17 protein-coding genes are annotated in these 16,661 nt (G+C 35.8%); all 17 read left to right on the top strand.

What is annotated here, in order from left to right; genetic code table 11:
- The 17 genes from PY093_RS00415 to PY093_RS00335 all read left to right on the top strand — a co-directional run bounded on the left by PY093_RS00415 (position 1) and on the right by PY093_RS00335 (position 16,633).
- Positions 1–2,067, top strand: a complete 2,067-nt coding sequence (locus PY093_RS00415; RefSeq protein ID WP_275643877.1) for a chemotaxis protein CheA — start codon at positions 1–3, stop codon at positions 2,065–2,067.
- A gap of 108 nt (positions 2,068–2,175) precedes the next feature.
- Positions 2,176–2,646 carry a chemotaxis protein CheW gene (locus PY093_RS00410; protein ID WP_275643876.1) on the top strand — a complete coding sequence of 157 codons (471 nt, stop codon included), beginning with the start codon at positions 2,176–2,178 and terminating at the stop codon, positions 2,644–2,646.
- Positions 2,647–2,650: 4 nt separating this feature from the next.
- Positions 2,651–3,292 (top strand): chemotaxis protein CheC, encoded by a 642-nt coding sequence (locus PY093_RS00405; protein ID WP_275643875.1) that lies wholly within the window; start codon positions 2,651–2,653, stop codon positions 3,290–3,292.
- Positions 3,285–3,782, top strand: coding sequence for a chemotaxis protein CheD (locus tag PY093_RS00400; protein WP_275643874.1), 498 nt, complete (start codon positions 3,285–3,287; stop codon positions 3,780–3,782). The genes PY093_RS00405 and PY093_RS00400 overlap by 8 nt, the downstream gene beginning before the upstream one ends.
- An 84-nt stretch (positions 3,783–3,866) precedes the next feature.
- Entirely contained in the window at positions 3,867–4,634 is a 768-nt protein-coding gene (locus tag PY093_RS00395; protein ID WP_481769257.1) for a FliA/WhiG family RNA polymerase sigma factor, read from the top strand.
- A 17-nt stretch (positions 4,635–4,651) separates the two neighbouring features.
- Complete coding sequence (locus PY093_RS00390; RefSeq protein ID WP_275643873.1) at positions 4,652–6,016, top strand: DUF342 domain-containing protein; 1,365 nt, start codon at positions 4,652–4,654, stop codon at positions 6,014–6,016.
- A gap of 70 nt (positions 6,017–6,086) precedes the next feature.
- Complete coding sequence (locus tag PY093_RS00385; protein WP_275643872.1) at positions 6,087–6,386, top strand: hypothetical protein; 300 nt, start codon at positions 6,087–6,089, stop codon at positions 6,384–6,386.
- A 9-nt stretch (positions 6,387–6,395) separates the two neighbouring features.
- Positions 6,396–6,986: a hypothetical protein gene (locus PY093_RS00380; protein ID WP_275643871.1), complete on the top strand. Its 591-nt coding sequence runs from the start codon at positions 6,396–6,398 to the stop codon at positions 6,984–6,986.
- Between the two features lie 203 nt (positions 6,987–7,189).
- On the top strand, positions 7,190–7,888 hold the full coding sequence (rpsB, locus tag PY093_RS00375; RefSeq protein WP_275643870.1) for a 30S ribosomal protein S2: 699 nt from the start codon (positions 7,190–7,192) through the stop codon (positions 7,886–7,888).
- A 165-nt stretch (positions 7,889–8,053) separates the two neighbouring features.
- Positions 8,054–8,935 carry a translation elongation factor Ts gene (tsf, locus tag PY093_RS00370; protein ID WP_275643869.1) on the top strand — a complete coding sequence of 294 codons (882 nt, stop codon included), beginning with the start codon at positions 8,054–8,056 and terminating at the stop codon, positions 8,933–8,935.
- Between the two features lie 115 nt (positions 8,936–9,050).
- Positions 9,051–9,773, top strand: coding sequence for a UMP kinase (gene pyrH, locus PY093_RS00365; protein WP_275643868.1), 723 nt, complete (start codon positions 9,051–9,053; stop codon positions 9,771–9,773).
- Between the two features lie 2 nt (positions 9,774–9,775).
- A complete protein-coding gene (gene frr / locus PY093_RS00360; RefSeq protein ID WP_275643867.1) occupies positions 9,776–10,333 on the top strand; it encodes a ribosome recycling factor in 558 nt (185 codons plus the stop codon).
- A 294-nt stretch (positions 10,334–10,627) separates the two neighbouring features.
- Entirely contained in the window at positions 10,628–11,392 is a 765-nt protein-coding gene (locus tag PY093_RS00355) for an isoprenyl transferase (protein ID WP_275643866.1), read from the top strand.
- Positions 11,393–11,504: 112 nt separating this feature from the next.
- Positions 11,505–12,302: a phosphatidate cytidylyltransferase gene (locus PY093_RS00350; protein ID WP_275643865.1), complete on the top strand. Its 798-nt coding sequence runs from the start codon at positions 11,505–11,507 to the stop codon at positions 12,300–12,302.
- 91 nt (positions 12,303–12,393) lie between these two features.
- Positions 12,394–13,548 (top strand): 1-deoxy-D-xylulose-5-phosphate reductoisomerase, encoded by a 1,155-nt coding sequence (dxr, locus tag PY093_RS00345; protein ID WP_275643864.1) that lies wholly within the window; start codon positions 12,394–12,396, stop codon positions 13,546–13,548.
- Positions 13,549–13,627: 79 nt separating this feature from the next.
- On the top strand, positions 13,628–14,887 hold the full coding sequence (gene rseP, locus PY093_RS00340) for an RIP metalloprotease RseP (RefSeq protein ID WP_275643863.1): 1,260 nt from the start codon (positions 13,628–13,630) through the stop codon (positions 14,885–14,887).
- Positions 14,888–14,926: 39 nt separating this feature from the next.
- On the top strand, positions 14,927–16,633 hold the full coding sequence (locus PY093_RS00335) for a proline--tRNA ligase (protein WP_275643862.1): 1,707 nt from the start codon (positions 14,927–14,929) through the stop codon (positions 16,631–16,633).
- Positions 16,634–16,661: the final 28 nt, after the last annotated feature.

Below are 16,661 nucleotides of genomic sequence, written 5' to 3'. Positions count from 1 at the left end.
ATGGATATGAATCAATATTTAGAAGTTTTTATAGATGAAAGTAAAGAGCATTTACAAACATGTAATGAGCAATTGCTAGAGTTAGAGAAAAATCCTGAGAATCTAGCAATTGTTAATGAAATTTTCCGCTCGGCCCATACATTAAAGGGCATGTCAGCAACAATGGGTTATGATGATCTTGCAAGTCTAACACATCAAATGGAAAACGTCCTTGATGCGGTTCGAAACAATAAAATAAAGGTGACTCCTTCGATTCTAGATGTTGTTTTTCAATCGGTTGACGATCTAGAGGAAATGGTCAACTCAATCGCTGAAGGTGGAACAGGAAAGCGAGATGTAACTAAAGTTGTTGCACAACTTAAAAAAATCGAGCTAGGTGAAAATATTGAAAATCTAGTAGCAACCAAAGTGACTGAGATTTCAACTGTAAACCAAGAAAATAGTAAAAATAAGATTACATATGATGACTTTGAATATACAGTGATCCAACAATCAAAAGAACAAGGGTTTGAAAGCTATGAGATTACTGTTGGTTTAAGAGCGGATTGCTTATTAAAAGCTGCTCGAGTGTTCATGGTGTTTGAAGTGATTGAACAGGTTGGCGAGGTCATTAAATCAACACCATCAGTAGAACTACTAGAAGATGAACAATTTGAGCAGGAATTCTGTATTACATTTGTATCTAAAGAACCAGCAGCTGACCTGCAAAAAAGGATTATGAAGGTATCCGAAGTAGATCATGTCGATATTCAAACTCTATCATTAGAAATTGAGAATATTCCTAGTCAGCACAATAGTAGTCAAGCCGAGCAGGAAATTGCTGCTACAGTAGCTGTAGAAGATGTAGTGGCTGATGTGATCCAGAACAATGAGGAGATACCAACTACAAGAAAGTCATCTTCTAAACCATCTGGTTCTAATAATAAAACAATCCGTGTTAACATTGAGCGCTTGGATATCCTTATGAATCTTTTTGAGGAATTGGTGATTGATAGAGGTCGTTTAGAGCAGATTTCTCGCGATTTAAATAACTCAGAGCTTCATGAAACAGTTGAAAGAATGTCAAGGATCTCAGGTGATCTCCAGAATATAATCTTAAATATGCGAATGGTACCAGTTGAGACTGTGTTTAACCGTTTCCCTAAAATGGTCCGTCAACTTGCTAGAGATTTAAATAAGAATATCAATTTACAAATAATCGGTGCAGAAACTGAACTTGATAGAACTGTGATTGATGAAATAGGAGATCCATTAGTTCATTTGTTGAGAAATGCACTTGATCATGGTGTTGAAACTCCTGAGGTACGTAGAAATAATGGAAAGAAAGAAGAAGGGAACGTTGTACTTAAGGCCTTTCATAGTGGTAATCATGTATTTATTGAGATTGAGGATGATGGAGCGGGTATTAGTAGAGAAAAAGTACTTAGCAAAGCAATTAGCAAAGGTATCATTACTGAACATACTGCTTCAACCTTAACCAATAAACAGGTGTATGAATTAATACTCTCATCAGGCTTTTCTACTGCGGAAGTGATATCTGATGTTTCTGGTCGTGGTGTGGGTCTAGATGTTGTTAAGAATAAAATTGAGTCACTTGGTGGATCGATAACAATTGATTCAAAAGAGGGTGCAGGATCAACTTTTTCAATTCAGCTACCCCTTACACTATCAATTATTTCTGTTATGCTAGTTGAAATTCAAAAGGAGAAGTTCGCAATCCCACTTTCTTCAATAATCGAAACGGCTATCGTGAAAAAACAAGATATTTTAAATGCTCATAATCAAAAAGTAATTGACTTCCGTGGTAAGGTTGTTCCGTTAGTGTTCTTAAAGGATATTTTCGAGGTTCCGGTTCATAAGGAAGAAGATGAATTCTACTCCGTAGTGATCGTACGAAAAGGGGACAAAATGGCTGGACTAATCGTTGATTCATTTATTGGACAGCAAGAGATTGTCCTTAAATCACTAGGTAATTATTTGAATTCAGTATTTGCTATTTCGGGAGCTACTATTTTAGGTGATGGACAAGTTGCATTAATTATGGATTGTAATGCTCTAATTAAGTAGTAATGTACCTTTGTATAAATTTATTAGTTATATTCGAAAGGTAGCTCAATTTACCAAAGTTAGGTTGACATTACTATAAGTGAGTACCTTTAAGGGGGAGAATATTTTATGTCTGAAAAAGAAGTGGCGACAGCGGAAATAAAAGTAATCGTTTTTCAACTTCAAGAAGAAGAATATGGTGTTCCTGTTAGACAAGTACGCTCTATTGAGAAGGTACAACATATCACACGAGTTCCTAGAACAGTAGATTTTGTGAAAGGTGTTATTAACTTGCGGGGTTTAGTTACACCAATTGTCGATTTACGCAAAAGATTTGGAATTACAGATACAGCTTATACTGATAGTACTAGAATTATAATTGTTGTGCACGGGGATATGGAGGTAGGTCTTATCGTAGATGCAGCAAATGATGTTATTGATATTCCGATGAATTCCATTGAACCCCCTCCAGAAGTTGTAGGTATGGTTGAAGTGGAATATATTAATGGGGTAGCAAAGCTTGATAAGAGATTACTGATTTTACTTAATTTAGATAAAGTGCTTAATCCAGATGAACTTTTGGAAAAAGTAGAAGGTTAGAAGAATGTCCTTATTAGAAAAACTCAATGAAACCCATATCGATATTTTAAAGGAAATAGGGAACATAGGGGCTGGACACTCAGCTACCGCACTTTCAACATTATTGAACAAGAAAATAGATATGAAGGTCCCAGATGTTAAGCTAGTGTCCTTTGATGAAATGATGGATATGGCAGGTGGGCCAGAAAATGTCGTTGCTAGTGTCTTTCTAAGAATTGAAGGCGATGCACCAGGGAGTATGTTCTTTGTACTATCCCTGTCACAGGCGGCCCATTTTATTTGGCAAATGACAGGTGAACAGGCATTTAGCTTTGATAAACAACCATACTCGGAATTATCGATGTCAGCTTTACAAGAACTTGGGAATATTTTGTCTGGGTCATACTTATCTTCATTATCTGACTTTACCGGATTAAACTTATATCCTTCCGTACCAGCTTTATCCATTGATATGGTTGGAGCAATAATTAGTTATGGATTATTAGAATTATCTCAAGTAAGTGATTATGCTATCGTTATTGACACAGCTATTAATGAAGATGAACAAGGAATTAGCGACATTGTTAAAGGGCACTTCTTTCTGTTGCCAGATCCTAATTCATTTAAGAAGATCTTTCAGTCATTGGGAGTTAAGATAGATGAATGAAACAATTAAAGTTGTAAAAGTTGGAATAGCAGACATGAATGTTGTGAAGTCCCCAGATATTATTCGGACCTCCGGCCTAGGGTCCTGTGTTGGTATCATCATATATGACCAGATAAGAGAAGTAGCTGGTTTAGCACATGTGATGCTACCTGACTCATCCTTAGGAAAAGTAGGATCTATAAATGTAGCTAAGTATGCAGATACTGCAATAGAGGCTTTAATATCACAAGTAATTAATTTGGGCGGAAAAAAAAATTCACTCCAAGCTAAAATGGCTGGTGGCGCGCAAATGTTTCAATTTTCTACAGGTAGTGATTTGATGAGAATTGGTCCCCGTAATGTGGAAGCAGTTAAGCAACAACTAGAGCGGTTCAATATCTTAGTTGTTGCCGAAGATGTTGGCGGAAGCAGTGGACGCACGATAGAATTTTCACCTACAACAAAGCGCTTGACTATTAGGACAGTGCACCGGGGAGTTTCTGAAATTTAACTCAGGTACTATTGATTAGATTACTTATTGAATCACTCCCACTGAAGGTAGTTTCCTTACTATGCATTGTTTAGGAGGATTTAAATGACACAGATGTCATCAAGTGAGGATCAACAATATTGGCGAAAATGGACTAGCTCACGTGACCCTCTAGCAGGTGATATTCTGGTTCGTAAATATATGCCACTAGTAACATATCATGTTGGGCGGATATCAGTCGGGGTCCCAAAGAGTGTAAGTAAAGATGATCTTAAGAGCTTAGGGATGTTAGGTCTATATGACGCTCTTGAAAAATTTGATCCCACACGTGACTTAAAATTTGATACCTATGCTTCATTCCGCATTAGAGGTGCCATCATTGATGGATTGCGAAAAGAGGATTGGCTTCCGAGAAGTTCTAGGGAAAAAACAAAAAAGCTAGAAGTAACGATTGAAAAGCTTGAGCAAAGATATATGAGAAATATTACTCCACTAGAAATAGCAACTGAATTAGGTATTACCGAAGAGGAAGTATACCAAACTGTTAATGAAGGCTTTTTTGCGAATGTCCTATCTATTGATGACCAGCTTCAGGAAACAGATGGTAAGGAGCATACAGCGTTTTCTATTAAAGATGAGAAAACGATAACACCAGAGGAGCATGTAGTAAGGGAAGAACTCTATCTTCAGCTTGCAGATGTGATAGGACAGTTAAATGAAAAAGAACAACTAGTGGTTAGTTTATTTTATAAAGAAGAGCTGACATTAACGGAAATTGGACAAGTAATGGGGCTTTCAACTTCTAGAATATCACAAATACACTCAAAAGCCCTTTTTAAATTAAAGACAACACTGGATAAAGTCGTCCAATAAAAATAGGGTGTGAGAAAATGAATGATTTGTTTGATCTTAGCGTTTCAAACGACTCTCTTCAAGCTTATTTGAAAATTAAAGAAAATACTTCAGTATCAACTGATTCTCTATCTGACATAGTGATTCAAGACTATCTAAAAGAAAAAGGCATTTCCTTTGGGATTAAAGGTGAAACCATAAAAAAAATGGTAGAGAATCAAGCTTCTTGGTATATAGAAAACCTGGTAGCAGAAGGAATTGCACCTTTTAAAGGAAAAGATGGGTACTTAAAACATGAACGATCTGAAAGTACTGAAAATAGGAGTGGAAACGAAGAATTAAATTTAAGGAATGTAATTACAATCCCTTCAGTAAGCTCAGGTCAATTAATCGCTAAAGTTATTCAGCCGTCTAAGGCTAGAGAAGGTGTAAATGTATATGGTAAAGCGCTCTTTGCTAGTGATGGAAAGCCTTATAAGCTCCGTTTAGGTAAAAATACAGTAGAAAAGGAAGGTTCAATATACTCAACTATTGATGGACAAATTAGTTTTAGTGGCAATAAAGTTAATGTATTACCTGTTTATGAGGTGTCTGGTGATTTAGACATGAAAACAGGCAATATTAACTTTATTGGGACCGTTATTGTTAGAGGAGACGTACCTCCTGGCTACACGATACAAGCTGGTGGTGACATTAAAATTTATGGAATGGTTGAAGGTGCCGATTTATTTGCTGGTGGTTCTATTTATATTTCTGGTGGTATTGCAGGATCGAACCGTGGAAAGATAGTTACAAGTGGGAATCTTACTGCTTCATATATTAATCAAGGACATGTCCAAGCCGGACACAATATCGAGGTTACAACAACGATTTTGCATAGTTACTGTCAGGCGCAAAGACAAATATCCTGTCAAAAAGGAACTATTATTGGTGGGATATGTTCAGCTGGAAGTTCCATAACTGCAAAGGACTTCGGAAATGAACTTCATACAAAAACAGAAGTTCATATAGGAGTTAACCAACAAGCTTTTGAAAAAGAAAAATTTCTAACTGAGCAATTGGTTCATGTCCAAGAAGAAAATGCAAAGCTTCAGTTACTAGCTAAAAAGCTTGCTGAAAAATATAAAAGCACGGGTTCATTGAGTACTCAAGAAGTTACTTTATTAAAACGGCAAAAAGTGACCGAAGCCAAAATTAATAAACAAGAGCTTGAAATATTTGAAGAACTTCAAGAAATTCAAAGGGTTATCGGAGAACTAGAGAAAAGTTACATTCTAGTTAATGGATCAATTAAACCTAATGTACATATCATATGCGGGAAATATAAAAGAATCATCAACCAAGCACATAAAGCAGTTAAAATCCAATTAATAAATAAAGAAATAAAGATTGGTTCAGTATAAAGGATTAAAAATCAGGAACGGGACCTGCATTCTGAGGGAAACACGATTATTCTCATAAGGTAGTGATTGGATGAGTATGAAGTTAATAGAGTTACAAGTAGCACTTCCGAGAACACAAGATATCGGTAAAATTCAAGAGCAAGCGAACCAAAGATCACAATTACAACAGGATGTTTTAGCAGTAGCAACTACAAGAGAACAAGAACTCAAACGAAAACAAGTAAATAAGAATGACAAATTGGATCAACTGTCCTTGACCAATAAACATACTACTGACCAGTTTCCGCAAAGTACTAAAAATGAAGATACAAAAGAGGCACTTAAGGAGCAGCATCCTTATAAAGGTAACATTGTTGATTATGTTGGATAGAGGGGTATCATGATAACTTTTGTACTACTAGTATGTTTTGTGTTAATCGCTATTGCATTTTTTCTAATTATATTATTATTTCAACGTGTATCTAGTATGAAGGATATTGAAAAAAAACAATCAGCAATTATAAAAGAAATGGAAGAAATTATTACAGGGTATTTGCTGGAAATGAAGGAAGAAAATGAAATTTTTTTGAAAAAGTTAGCAAAGACTGACGACAATACGGTGTTCCCAATTGCTAAAACCACTAGAAGTGAAAGCGAAGAAAGAAAGCCTTACACGAAAAAAAACAAGGTAGAAGAAAAAAATGATAGAGTAGCTATTAACATAGTAGAGGAACAAATTTCTAAACTAGATTTAAACAATCTTTTACCTTCCTATGAAAAGGTAGAAAAAAACACAAGTGATATAGCTAAAGTTCAAAAAAAAGAAATGTCATCAACTGGTTCAATACCAAAAGACGACCTTTATGTTCAATCACTTTCAGCTCAAGCAATGCTTTTACAAAAAAAAGGTGACACAATTGATCAAATTGCAAAAAAACTAGGCAAAGGTAAAACGGAAATAGAATTATTATTGAAATTTCGCCAAAACTAGCAATTCTATCTTGATTGTCATAACGGGTTATGATATATTAGTTTTTGGTGTTAATACACACGTTCATAGATTTAAACAATGGTGCTGAAAAAATTGACTACGGTTATGAATTTAAGGACAGTCATTTTCAAAGTCATATCAATTTCAGTTTTGTTTAAAGATGATATGAACGGAGGAGAAAAAACCACTTAGGAGGAAACACAATGTCAGTAATCTCAATGAAGCAATTGCTTGAAGCTGGTGTTCACTTCGGTCATCAAACACGCCGTTGGAACCCAAAAATGAAACGTTACATCTTTACAGAACGTAACGGAATTTATATCATCGACCTTCAAAAAACTGTTAAGAAGGTAGAAGAAGCTTATAACTTTGTAAGAGAATTAGGTGCTAATGGCGGAACAATGCTTTTCGTTGGAACAAAAAAACAAGCACAAGATTCAGTTAAAGAAGAAGCAGAACGTTCTGGTATGTACTTTGTTAACCAACGTTGGTTAGGTGGTACATTAACAAATTTTGAAACAATCCAAAAACGTATCAGACGTTTAAAAGATATCGAAAGAATGCAAGAAGACGGAACTTTTGAAGTGCTACCTAAGAAAGAAGTAGTACAACTTAAGAAAGAGTTAGAGCGCTTAGAGAAATTCTTAGGCGGAATCAAAGATATGAAGCAACTTCCTGATGCTTTATTTATCATTGATCCTCGTAAAGAACGTATCGCAGTTGCAGAAGCTCATAAATTAAATATTCCAATCGTAGGTATTGTTGATACTAACTGCGATCCAGATGAAATTGATTATGTAATTCCTGCAAACGATGATGCAATCCGTGCTGTTAAACTTCTTACAGCTAAAATTGCAGATGCTATCATGGAATCAAAACAAGGTGAAGAAACTTCTGCTTAATGAGCGAAAGGTGATAAGAGGGGCTGCCTTTTATCACCTTTTTTTAAAGAAATACTAAAGCCAAACATAATGACAAAATTATTTACATTGGCGAATATTGTAGGGTAGATATTAAATACTACTGACTATACATACTTATGTGAAACCAAGGAGGAATTTTACACAATGGCTGTTACTGCTCAAATGGTAAAAGAATTACGTGAAAAAACTGGTGCTGGAATGATGGATTGTAAAAAGGCTCTAGTTGAAACCGATGGAGATATGGAAAAAGCAGTTGATTTTCTACGTGAAAAAGGGATTGCTAAAGCTGCTAAGAAATCAGATCGTATCGCTGCAGAAGGCATTACTCACATCGAGGTAAACGGTAATGAGGCAGTTGTTTTAGAAGTTAACTCTGAAACGGACTTTGTTGCGAAAAATGAAGGTTTCAAAGTATTAACTACTAACTTAGCTTCTCATTTACTTGCTCAAAAACCTGCAACAGTAGAGGAAGCTTTAGAGCAAAAAATGGAAAATGGTGAAACAGTTCAAGAAAATATTAATACAGCAATTGCAAAAATTGGAGAAAAGCTTTCATTACGTCGTTTTGTTGTAGCTACAAAAACGGATGCAGATGCTTTTGGTGCTTACCTTCACATGGGTGGCCGCATTGGGGTTCTTGCAGTGCTTGAAGGTACTACTGACGAAGACACAGCCAAAGATGTTGCTATGCACATTGCTGCAGTTAATCCTAAATACATCTCACGTGATCAAGTTTCTCAAGAGGAAGCAGATCGTGAGCGTGAAGTTTTAACTCAACAAGCTCTTAATGAAGGAAAACCAGAAAATATCGTTGCTAAAATGGTTGAAGGCCGTTTAAGTAAATTCTTTGAAGATATTTGCTTATTAGATCAAAGTTTTGTAAAAAATCCTGATTTAAAGGTTCGCCAGTTTGTTGAATCAAAGGGCGCAACTGTTAAGAGCTTTGTTCGTTATGAAGTAGGAGAAGGTATCGAAAAACGTCAAGATAACTTTGCTGAGGAAGTAATGAACCAAGTTAAGAAATAAGATAATGATGGGGAACACAGTTGTGTTCCCTGTTTTTTACAAATCACCTAAGATAAAGTTACTTAAAATATGGCTTTGTCTTCGCCCGTATTTTCTTTAAAAATTGGAGGTTATTATGAGTAGCGCTAAATATCAACGAGTTGTTTTAAAACTAAGTGGAGAAGCGTTAGCTGGTGATCAAGGCTTTGGTATAATTCCATCTGTTATTAATTCTGTTGCAACGCAAGTTAAGGAAATTGTTGAGTTAGGTGTTGAGGTTGCAGTCGTTGTTGGTGGAGGAAACATCTGGCGGGGGAAAATTGGTAGTGAGATGGGAATGGACCGAGCAACAGCCGATTATATGGGAATGTTGGCAACGGTTATGAATTCTCTCGCTCTCCAAGATAGCCTTGAAAATATTGGGGTCCAAACTCGCGTTCAAACATCAATAGAGATGCGACAAGTAGCAGAACCATACATACGAAGAAAAGCAATCCGTCATTTAGAGAAGAAGCGAGTCGTCATCTTTGCTGCTGGTACGGGTAATCCTTATTTCTCTACAGATACAACCGCTGCTTTAAGAGCTGCTGAAATTGAAGCTGACGTAATATTAATGGCGAAAAATAATGTTGATGGAGTATACACTGCTGATCCATCTAAAGATCAAAATGCAAAGAAATATGATACACTTTCATACTTAGATGTCCTTAAAGAAGGTCTAGCTGTTATGGATTCAACTGCATCTTCATTATGTATGGATAATGACATTCCACTGATTGTATTTTCAGTAATGGAAGAAGGAAATATTAAACGTGCTGTTTTAGGTGAAAATATTGGAACGATTGTTAGGGGGAAATAAACATGCCGAAAAATACGATTAACCAAGTGAAAGAGAAAATGGATAAAGCAATTCAAGCGTTCTCTCGTGAACTTTCAACAATAAGAGCCGGTAGAGCAAACCCAGCAATTTTAGACAGAGTTACTGTCGATTATTATGGTGCTCCGACTCCAATTAACCAACTTGGCTCTATTAACGTACCTGAGGCTCGTATGCTTGTTGTACAGCCATACGATAAATCAGTGTTAGGAAGCATTGAAAAAGCAATTATTAAAGCTGATTTAGGTTTAAATCCTTCAAATGATGGATCAATTATTCGAATTGCAATTCCTGCATTAACAGAGGAGCGTCGCCGCGAACTAGTTAAGGTAGTTAAAAAATATTCTGAAGATGCTAAGGTTCACGTTCGCAATGTTCGTCGTGATGGAAATGACGATCTTAAAAAATTAGAGAAAAATGGTGACATCACTGAAGATGAACTACGCGGCTACACTGAGGACGTACAAAAGCTTACAGATGAATATATCACTAAAGTTGATAATGTTACGAAAGAAAAAGAAAAAGAAATCATGGAAGTATAATCTAATTCAATGTACAATATAGTTTAAAGACCCTCTAAAGTTAACAGGGGGTTTTTTTGTTAAGGCTGTTTCGCGGTTTACATTGGTGCCTTTTAAAGTTGTTTTAAGTAGCATTGCAGGGGCTAAGTAGCATCTAGACCATTTTGAGCAATATGCAAAAAAATGTTCAAAAAACAGTCTTTGTTAATGACTTACTAAATAGGTAAAGCCATAGTAATATGATATGGTAGGAATGTTATTAACAAGAAACATTACTAGTTAAAAGATTTTTAAGGGTGATGGAGGACTAGTTATATGTTAGGGAAACTGAAAATGTGGAAGGATAAGTCAAAAGAGTTTACAAAAGAAGATATCATGAGGGGACAAATTCCAAACCACATTGCGATTATAATGGATGGCAATGGTCGTTGGGCGAAAAAACGTGCATTACCACGTTCAGCCGGTCATCATGAAGGAATGAAAGTCGTGCGAAAGGTTACGAAATTAGCTAATGACCTTGGAGTTAAAACGTTAACAGTGTATGCATTTTCAACAGAAAATTGGAAGAGACCTAAGTTAGAAGTCGAGTACTTAATGAAGCTACCCGAAGAATTCCTTGGAACCTTTTTGCCTGAATTGATAGAAGAAAATGTTCAAGTGCGTACTATGGGTGATAAATCAGCTTTACCTAAACATACTTTGAATGCTGTTGAAAACGCAATGAATGAAACAAGGAATAATGATGGTCTAATTTTAAATTTCGCTTTAAACTATGGAAGTCGTGCTGAAATCCTGGGTGCTGTTAAACAGCTAGCAAATGACTATAAGAATGGGACTGTTGACTTAGATTGCCTGAATGAGGATGGATTTTCTACATATTTGATGACCCGTAATCTTGCAGATCCAGATCTTTTAATTAGAACAAGTGGTGAAATACGACTTAGTAATTTTATGCTCTGGCAATTAGCATATACTGAATTTTGGTTTACGGATGTGCTATGGCCGGACTTTAAAGATCAACATCTTCTAGAAGCGATAAAAGTCTATCAACAAAGAGGAAGACGATACGGTGGAGTATAAAAAAGATTATTTTGGGCAAAAGTCGTTATATAGGTAACTCACGATAGAGTTACATTTCTGCCTTTTAGCGAATACTTTTTAACTAGGAAGGCATAAAAAGGTGATGATTAAAATGAAACAACGTATTTTAACTGGTGTAATAGCTGCAGCCATTTTTCTGCCTATTGTTATATTCGGTGGTTTATTATTTACTATCCTATCTTATATATTAGCTTCAGTTGCCATTTATGAGCTTTTAAGAATGAAACGGATTTCATTAGCAACATTTCCGGGGGTAGTCAGTTTACTCTTACTATGGGTTCTTCTTCTACCAAATCAATATATCCATTTACTAGATAATTTAAATATATCTAAGGTTGAATTAGCGCTATTAGCTGTTTTATTGATTTTATCTTATACAGTTATCACAAAAAATAAATTTACGTTTGATGATGTAGGATTTGTCATCCTTACTGCATTATATATTGGTATTGGTTTTTATTATTTTATTGAAACAAGAGGCACTACTTTTGAGGGCTTAAACTATATTTCGTATGCTCTGATTGTAATATGGTCAACAGATTCAGGAGCCTATTTTATCGGACGGGCAATCGGAAAAAGAAAGCTTTGGCCTGAAATAAGCCCAAATAAAACAATAGAAGGCTCGATTGGTGGAATCATTTGTGCGTTGGTTATTGTAATTATATTTCAATTCTTCGTACCCATGGAAGAATCTATAGTGACATTGATCATATTTACAGTGTTATTATCGATTTTTGGACAAATTGGTGATCTTGTTGAATCGGCATTAAAGAGGCATTATGCAGTTAAAGACTCTGGTCATATACTTCCAGGGCATGGTGGTATTTTAGACAGGTTTGACAGTTTACTGTTCGTGTTGCCTATTCTTCATTTTTTACAGCTGCTTTAAAGTGAGACCAAATCAGTTGTGGTCTTTGTCTAAATGATAAGTGACAAATTAGCCAGTTAACTTTGCCTCAATTGATTGGAGAGTGAATTCGTTGAAAAAGATTAGTTTATTAGGTGCAACAGGTTCTATTGGGCAACAAACATTAGATGTCATTAAGTTACACCCAGAGCAGTTGGAATTAGTTGCTATTTCAATTGGTGATAACCTTGAATTAGGGCGCGAAATTATTAATACATTTAAACCAAAGCTTGTTGCTGTTAAAAATAAGGATGCTTGTGATAAATTTAGGATTGAATTTTCTAGTGACATTTCATTCTTATTTGGTGAGGAAGGGTTAATAGAGGTAGCGACATATAACGAAGCAAATATACTTGTTAATGCAGTAGTAGGTAGTGTTGGACTTATACCAACATTAAAAGCAATAGAGGCGAAAAAAACGATAGCTTTAGCTAATAAAGAAACATTAGTTACTGCCGGTCATATCGTTATGGAGGCAGCAAAAAATAATGGTGTAGATGTACTTCCAGTCGATAGTGAGCACTCTGCCATTTTTCAATGTTTACAAGGAGAGAATTCAAAAAATATTGAAAAAATCATCCTTACTGGTTCTGGTGGAAGCTTTAGAGACAAGGCAAGACATGAATTAGAAAAAGTAACAGTGGAACAAGCTCTTAATCATCCGAATTGGTCAATGGGTGCCAAAATTACAATCGACTCGGCAACAATGATGAATAAAGGGCTAGAAGTAATTGAGGCACATTGGTTGTTTAATCTACCGTATGATCAAATTGATGTTGTATTACATAAAGAGAGTATAATTCACTCAATGGTTGAATTTCATGATAAGAGTGTAATCGCGCAACTTGGTACTCCAGATATGAGAGTTCCAATACAGTATGCGTTAAGCTACCCCGATAGACTCCAACTTCCTTCAACTAAAGCATTAAATCTATGGGAAATTGGTCATTTACACTTTAGTAAAATGGATTTTGAACGCTACCGCTGCCTTGGGTTTGCCTATCACTCGGGTAAAATAGGTGGAACAATGCCCACGGTTTTAAACGCAGCCAACGAAGAGGCTGTTGCGGCATTCTTAAAAGGTAGTATTCCTTTTCTAACAATTGAGACGTTAATAGAAAAAACGCTAGCGAGACATCAGTCTATTAGTAACCCTTCTTTGGAAACAATAAAAGAGGTTGATTTAGAGGCAAGATTGTATATTAAAGAACAACTACATTTAAAATAGGGACATGTAAGCTGTTAGATAGAATATAATTTAAAGATTATCAATTGTTCCCTATACTACATAAAAGGTGGTTAGACATGTGAATACCGTGATTGCCTTTGTCATAATATTTGGCGCTCTTGTATTTTTTCATGAACTTGGACACTTAGTCCTTGCAAAAAGGGCTGGAATACTATGTCGAGAATTTGCAATAGGATTTGGTCCGAAAGTATTTTCATTTAAGAGGAACGAGACAATTTATACAATTCGGTTACTTCCAATAGGTGGCTTTGTCCGAATGGCTGGGGAAGACCCCGAAATGATTGAAGTTAAACCTGGATACAATATTGGATTACAGTTTGACAGTGAAGGTAAAGTCAATAAAATAATCTTAAATAATAAAGACAAACATCCAAATTCAAAAATTATTGAAGTTGAAGAAGCAGATTTAGAGCATAATCTTTATCTAACAGGCTATGAAAGCGGAAATGATGAAGTATTACAGCGTTTTGAAGTTAGTGAAAAGGCTCATTTTGTTATCGATGAACAATCAACGCAAATCGCACCTTTTAACAGACAATTTGCTTCAAAAACTTTACCACAAAGAACATTAGCTATCGCAGCAGGACCTGCAATGAACTTTGTGTTAGCTTTTTTCATTTTTATCTTAATTGGGCTACTTCAAGGAACTCCGATTAATGAGCCTATTTTGGGAAAATTGACAAGTGATGGATCTGCACAAGAGGCTGGTCTTAAGCAGGGAGATATTGTTCGCTCAATCGGTGGTACTGAAGTTGATTCATGGAAAGATGTAGTTTCTATCATCCAGAAAAACCCTGAAAATGAGTTGCAATTCAGGGTTGATCGTGAAGGACAAACTTTACAAATTCCTGTAGTACCAAAAGCAAGAGTGTCAGGTGAAGAAACAATCGGTATCATGGGCGTTTATGCTCCAATGGAAAAATCGGTTGTAGCTTCCCTTAAAAGTGGTTTTCTAGAAACGTATCTATGGACGAAAGAAATCTTAGTAGGTTTAGGAAAGCTTGTTACAGGTCAATTTTCAATTGATATGTTATCAGGTCCTGTAGGGATATATGATATGACAGGTGAAGTTGCTCAATCAGGCATCTATTATTTAATGAAATGGGCAGCGATTTTAAGTATTAACTTAGGAATCGTGAATCTTCTACCAATTCCAGCACTAGATGGCGGTAGATTGTTGTTTTTTGCGGTCGAAGCTGTTAGAGGAAAACCGATCGATCGTCAAAAAGAAGGTATGGTACATTTTATTGGGTTTGCTTTGTTAATGTTATTAATGCTAGTTGTGACATGGAACGATATTCAAAAATATTTTTTATAATTTAATTGATACGTGAATTTTAAAATGAGGTGCTAACAGATGAAACAAAGTATGACGCTTATTCCTACTTTAAGAGAGATACCATCAGATGCAGAAATAAAAAGTCATCAATTATTATTAAGAGCTGGTTATATTCGTCAAAATGCAAGTGGTATATACAGCTATATGCCGCTTGCGAAAAAGGTTTTACAAAAAGTCGAAGCAATTGTTCGTGAAGAAATGGATCGTGCCGGAGCCGTTGAATTATTAATGCCAGCATTAACGCCCGCGGAGTTATGGCAAGAGTCAAAACGCTGGTATTCTTATGGACCTGAATTAATGAGAATGAAGGACAGACATGACCGTGATTTTGTTATAGGTCCTACACACGAAGAAGTAATTACCAGTTTGGTGAGAGATGAGGTAAAGTCCTATAAACGCTTACCGCTCGCTCTATATCAAATTCAAACGAAATTTAGAGATGAACAAAGACCTCGTTTTGGTCTTTTACGTGGTCGAGAGTTCATTATGAAAGATGCATACTCTTTCCACGCAAATCATGAAAGTCTAGATGAAATCTATACAAAAATATTTGATGCCTACTCAAATGTGTTTAGAAGATGTGGACTAGATTTCCGAGCGGTTATAGCAGATTCTGGCGCTATGGGAGGAAAAGATACTCATGAATTTATGGTTCTTTCTGATGTAGGGGAAGACACAATTGCCTACTCAGATACCTCTTCTTTTGCAGCAAATATTGAAATGGCTCCTGTTGTTGTTGAATATGAGAAGAGCAATGAACAAGAGTTTGCTCTAGAAAAAGTGAAAACAGAAGGGCAAAAAACAATTGATGAGGTTTCAACATATTTAAATGTAGAACCATCTAAATGTATAAAATCATTGTTATTTAAAGTTGATGAAAGTTTTGTTCTAGTCCTTGTTCGTGGAGACCATGAAGTGAATGATATTAAAGTGAAAAATCTATTTGATGCTACAGTAGTTGAACTTGCGACACCAGAGGAAACACGGGAGATCATGAATTGTTCAGTTGGTTCATTAGGCCCAATTCAAATTGCTGAAAATATACAAGTAATCGCAGATCACGCTGTTAAGATGATTGTTAACGGTGTATGTGGTGCTAATGAAGAAGATTATCACTATATTGGTGTAAATCCTGACCGAGATTTTTCGATTAACCCGCAATATGCTGATCTTCGCTTTATTCAAGTAGGGGATCCTTCTCCAGATGGAGAGGGAACGATTGTATTTGCGCGTGGAATTGAAGTTGGTCATGTATTTAAACTAGGTACTAGATATAGTGAAGCAATGAATGCGATGTTCCTTGATGAAAATGGTAGAAACCAACCAATGATAATGGGATCCTACGGGATTGGTGTTTCACGTACTATGGCTGCTGTAGTAGAGCAGTTTAACGACGAAAATGGTATAGTGTGGCCTGTTGATTTAGCCCCATATAAAGTACATGTCATCCCTGTTAACAATAAAAACGATTCACAGCGTTCATTAGCCGAGAATATTTATGACCAATTACAAAATAATGGAATTGACGTTCTTTTTGATGATCGAGCAGAAAGACCAGGTGTGAAATTTGCCGACTCAGATTTAATTGGTATTCCAGTACGAATTACAGTTGGTAAAAGAGCTGAAGAAGGAATTGTGGAACTAAAAGTGAGAAGTAATGGGGAAACATTGGAAGTAAATACTGAAAATCTCATCGAAACAATCCGCAGTTTTATAGTAAAATAGAATATAACATAAAAAAGGTACCTCTTCT

The organism is Cytobacillus sp. S13-E01 (genome assembly GCF_029193815.1).
Classification (GTDB): Bacteria; Bacillota; Bacilli; order Bacillales; family Bacillaceae_L; genus Bacillus_BV.
The sequence above is the reverse complement of the archived record's forward strand: the minus strand, read 5'-3'. Positions and strand labels throughout refer to the sequence as shown.

Excerpts from the sequence above, each read along its gene's own strand:
- PY093_RS00395 (WP_481769257.1), top strand. The coding sequence starts at position 3,867 with ATGACACAGATGTCATCAAGTGAGGATCAACAATATTGGCGAAAATGG.
- PY093_RS00385 (WP_275643872.1), top strand. The coding sequence starts at position 6,087 with ATGAGTATGAAGTTAATAGAGTTACAAGTAGCACTTCCGAGAACACAA.
- frr (WP_275643867.1), top strand. The coding sequence starts at position 9,776 with ATGCCGAAAAATACGATTAACCAAGTGAAAGAGAAAATGGATAAAGCA.
- PY093_RS00390 (WP_275643873.1), top strand. The coding sequence starts at position 4,652 with ATGAATGATTTGTTTGATCTTAGCGTTTCAAACGACTCTCTTCAAGCT.
- PY093_RS00400 (WP_275643874.1), top strand. The coding sequence starts at position 3,285 with ATGAATGAAACAATTAAAGTTGTAAAAGTTGGAATAGCAGACATGAAT.
- PY093_RS00350 (WP_275643865.1), top strand. The coding sequence starts at position 11,505 with ATGAAACAACGTATTTTAACTGGTGTAATAGCTGCAGCCATTTTTCTG.
- PY093_RS00355 (WP_275643866.1), top strand. The coding sequence starts at position 10,628 with ATGTTAGGGAAACTGAAAATGTGGAAGGATAAGTCAAAAGAGTTTACA.
- pyrH (WP_275643868.1), top strand. The coding sequence starts at position 9,051 with ATGAGTAGCGCTAAATATCAACGAGTTGTTTTAAAACTAAGTGGAGAA.
- PY093_RS00405 (WP_275643875.1), top strand. The coding sequence starts at position 2,651 with ATGTCCTTATTAGAAAAACTCAATGAAACCCATATCGATATTTTAAAG.
- PY093_RS00335 (WP_275643862.1), top strand. The coding sequence starts at position 14,927 with ATGAAACAAAGTATGACGCTTATTCCTACTTTAAGAGAGATACCATCA.
- PY093_RS00380 (WP_275643871.1), top strand. The coding sequence starts at position 6,396 with ATGATAACTTTTGTACTACTAGTATGTTTTGTGTTAATCGCTATTGCA.
- PY093_RS00410 (WP_275643876.1), top strand. The coding sequence starts at position 2,176 with ATGTCTGAAAAAGAAGTGGCGACAGCGGAAATAAAAGTAATCGTTTTT.
- PY093_RS00415 (WP_275643877.1), top strand. The coding sequence starts at position 1 with ATGGATATGAATCAATATTTAGAAGTTTTTATAGATGAAAGTAAAGAG.
- tsf (WP_275643869.1), top strand. The coding sequence starts at position 8,054 with ATGGCTGTTACTGCTCAAATGGTAAAAGAATTACGTGAAAAAACTGGT.
- rpsB (WP_275643870.1), top strand. The coding sequence starts at position 7,190 with ATGTCAGTAATCTCAATGAAGCAATTGCTTGAAGCTGGTGTTCACTTC.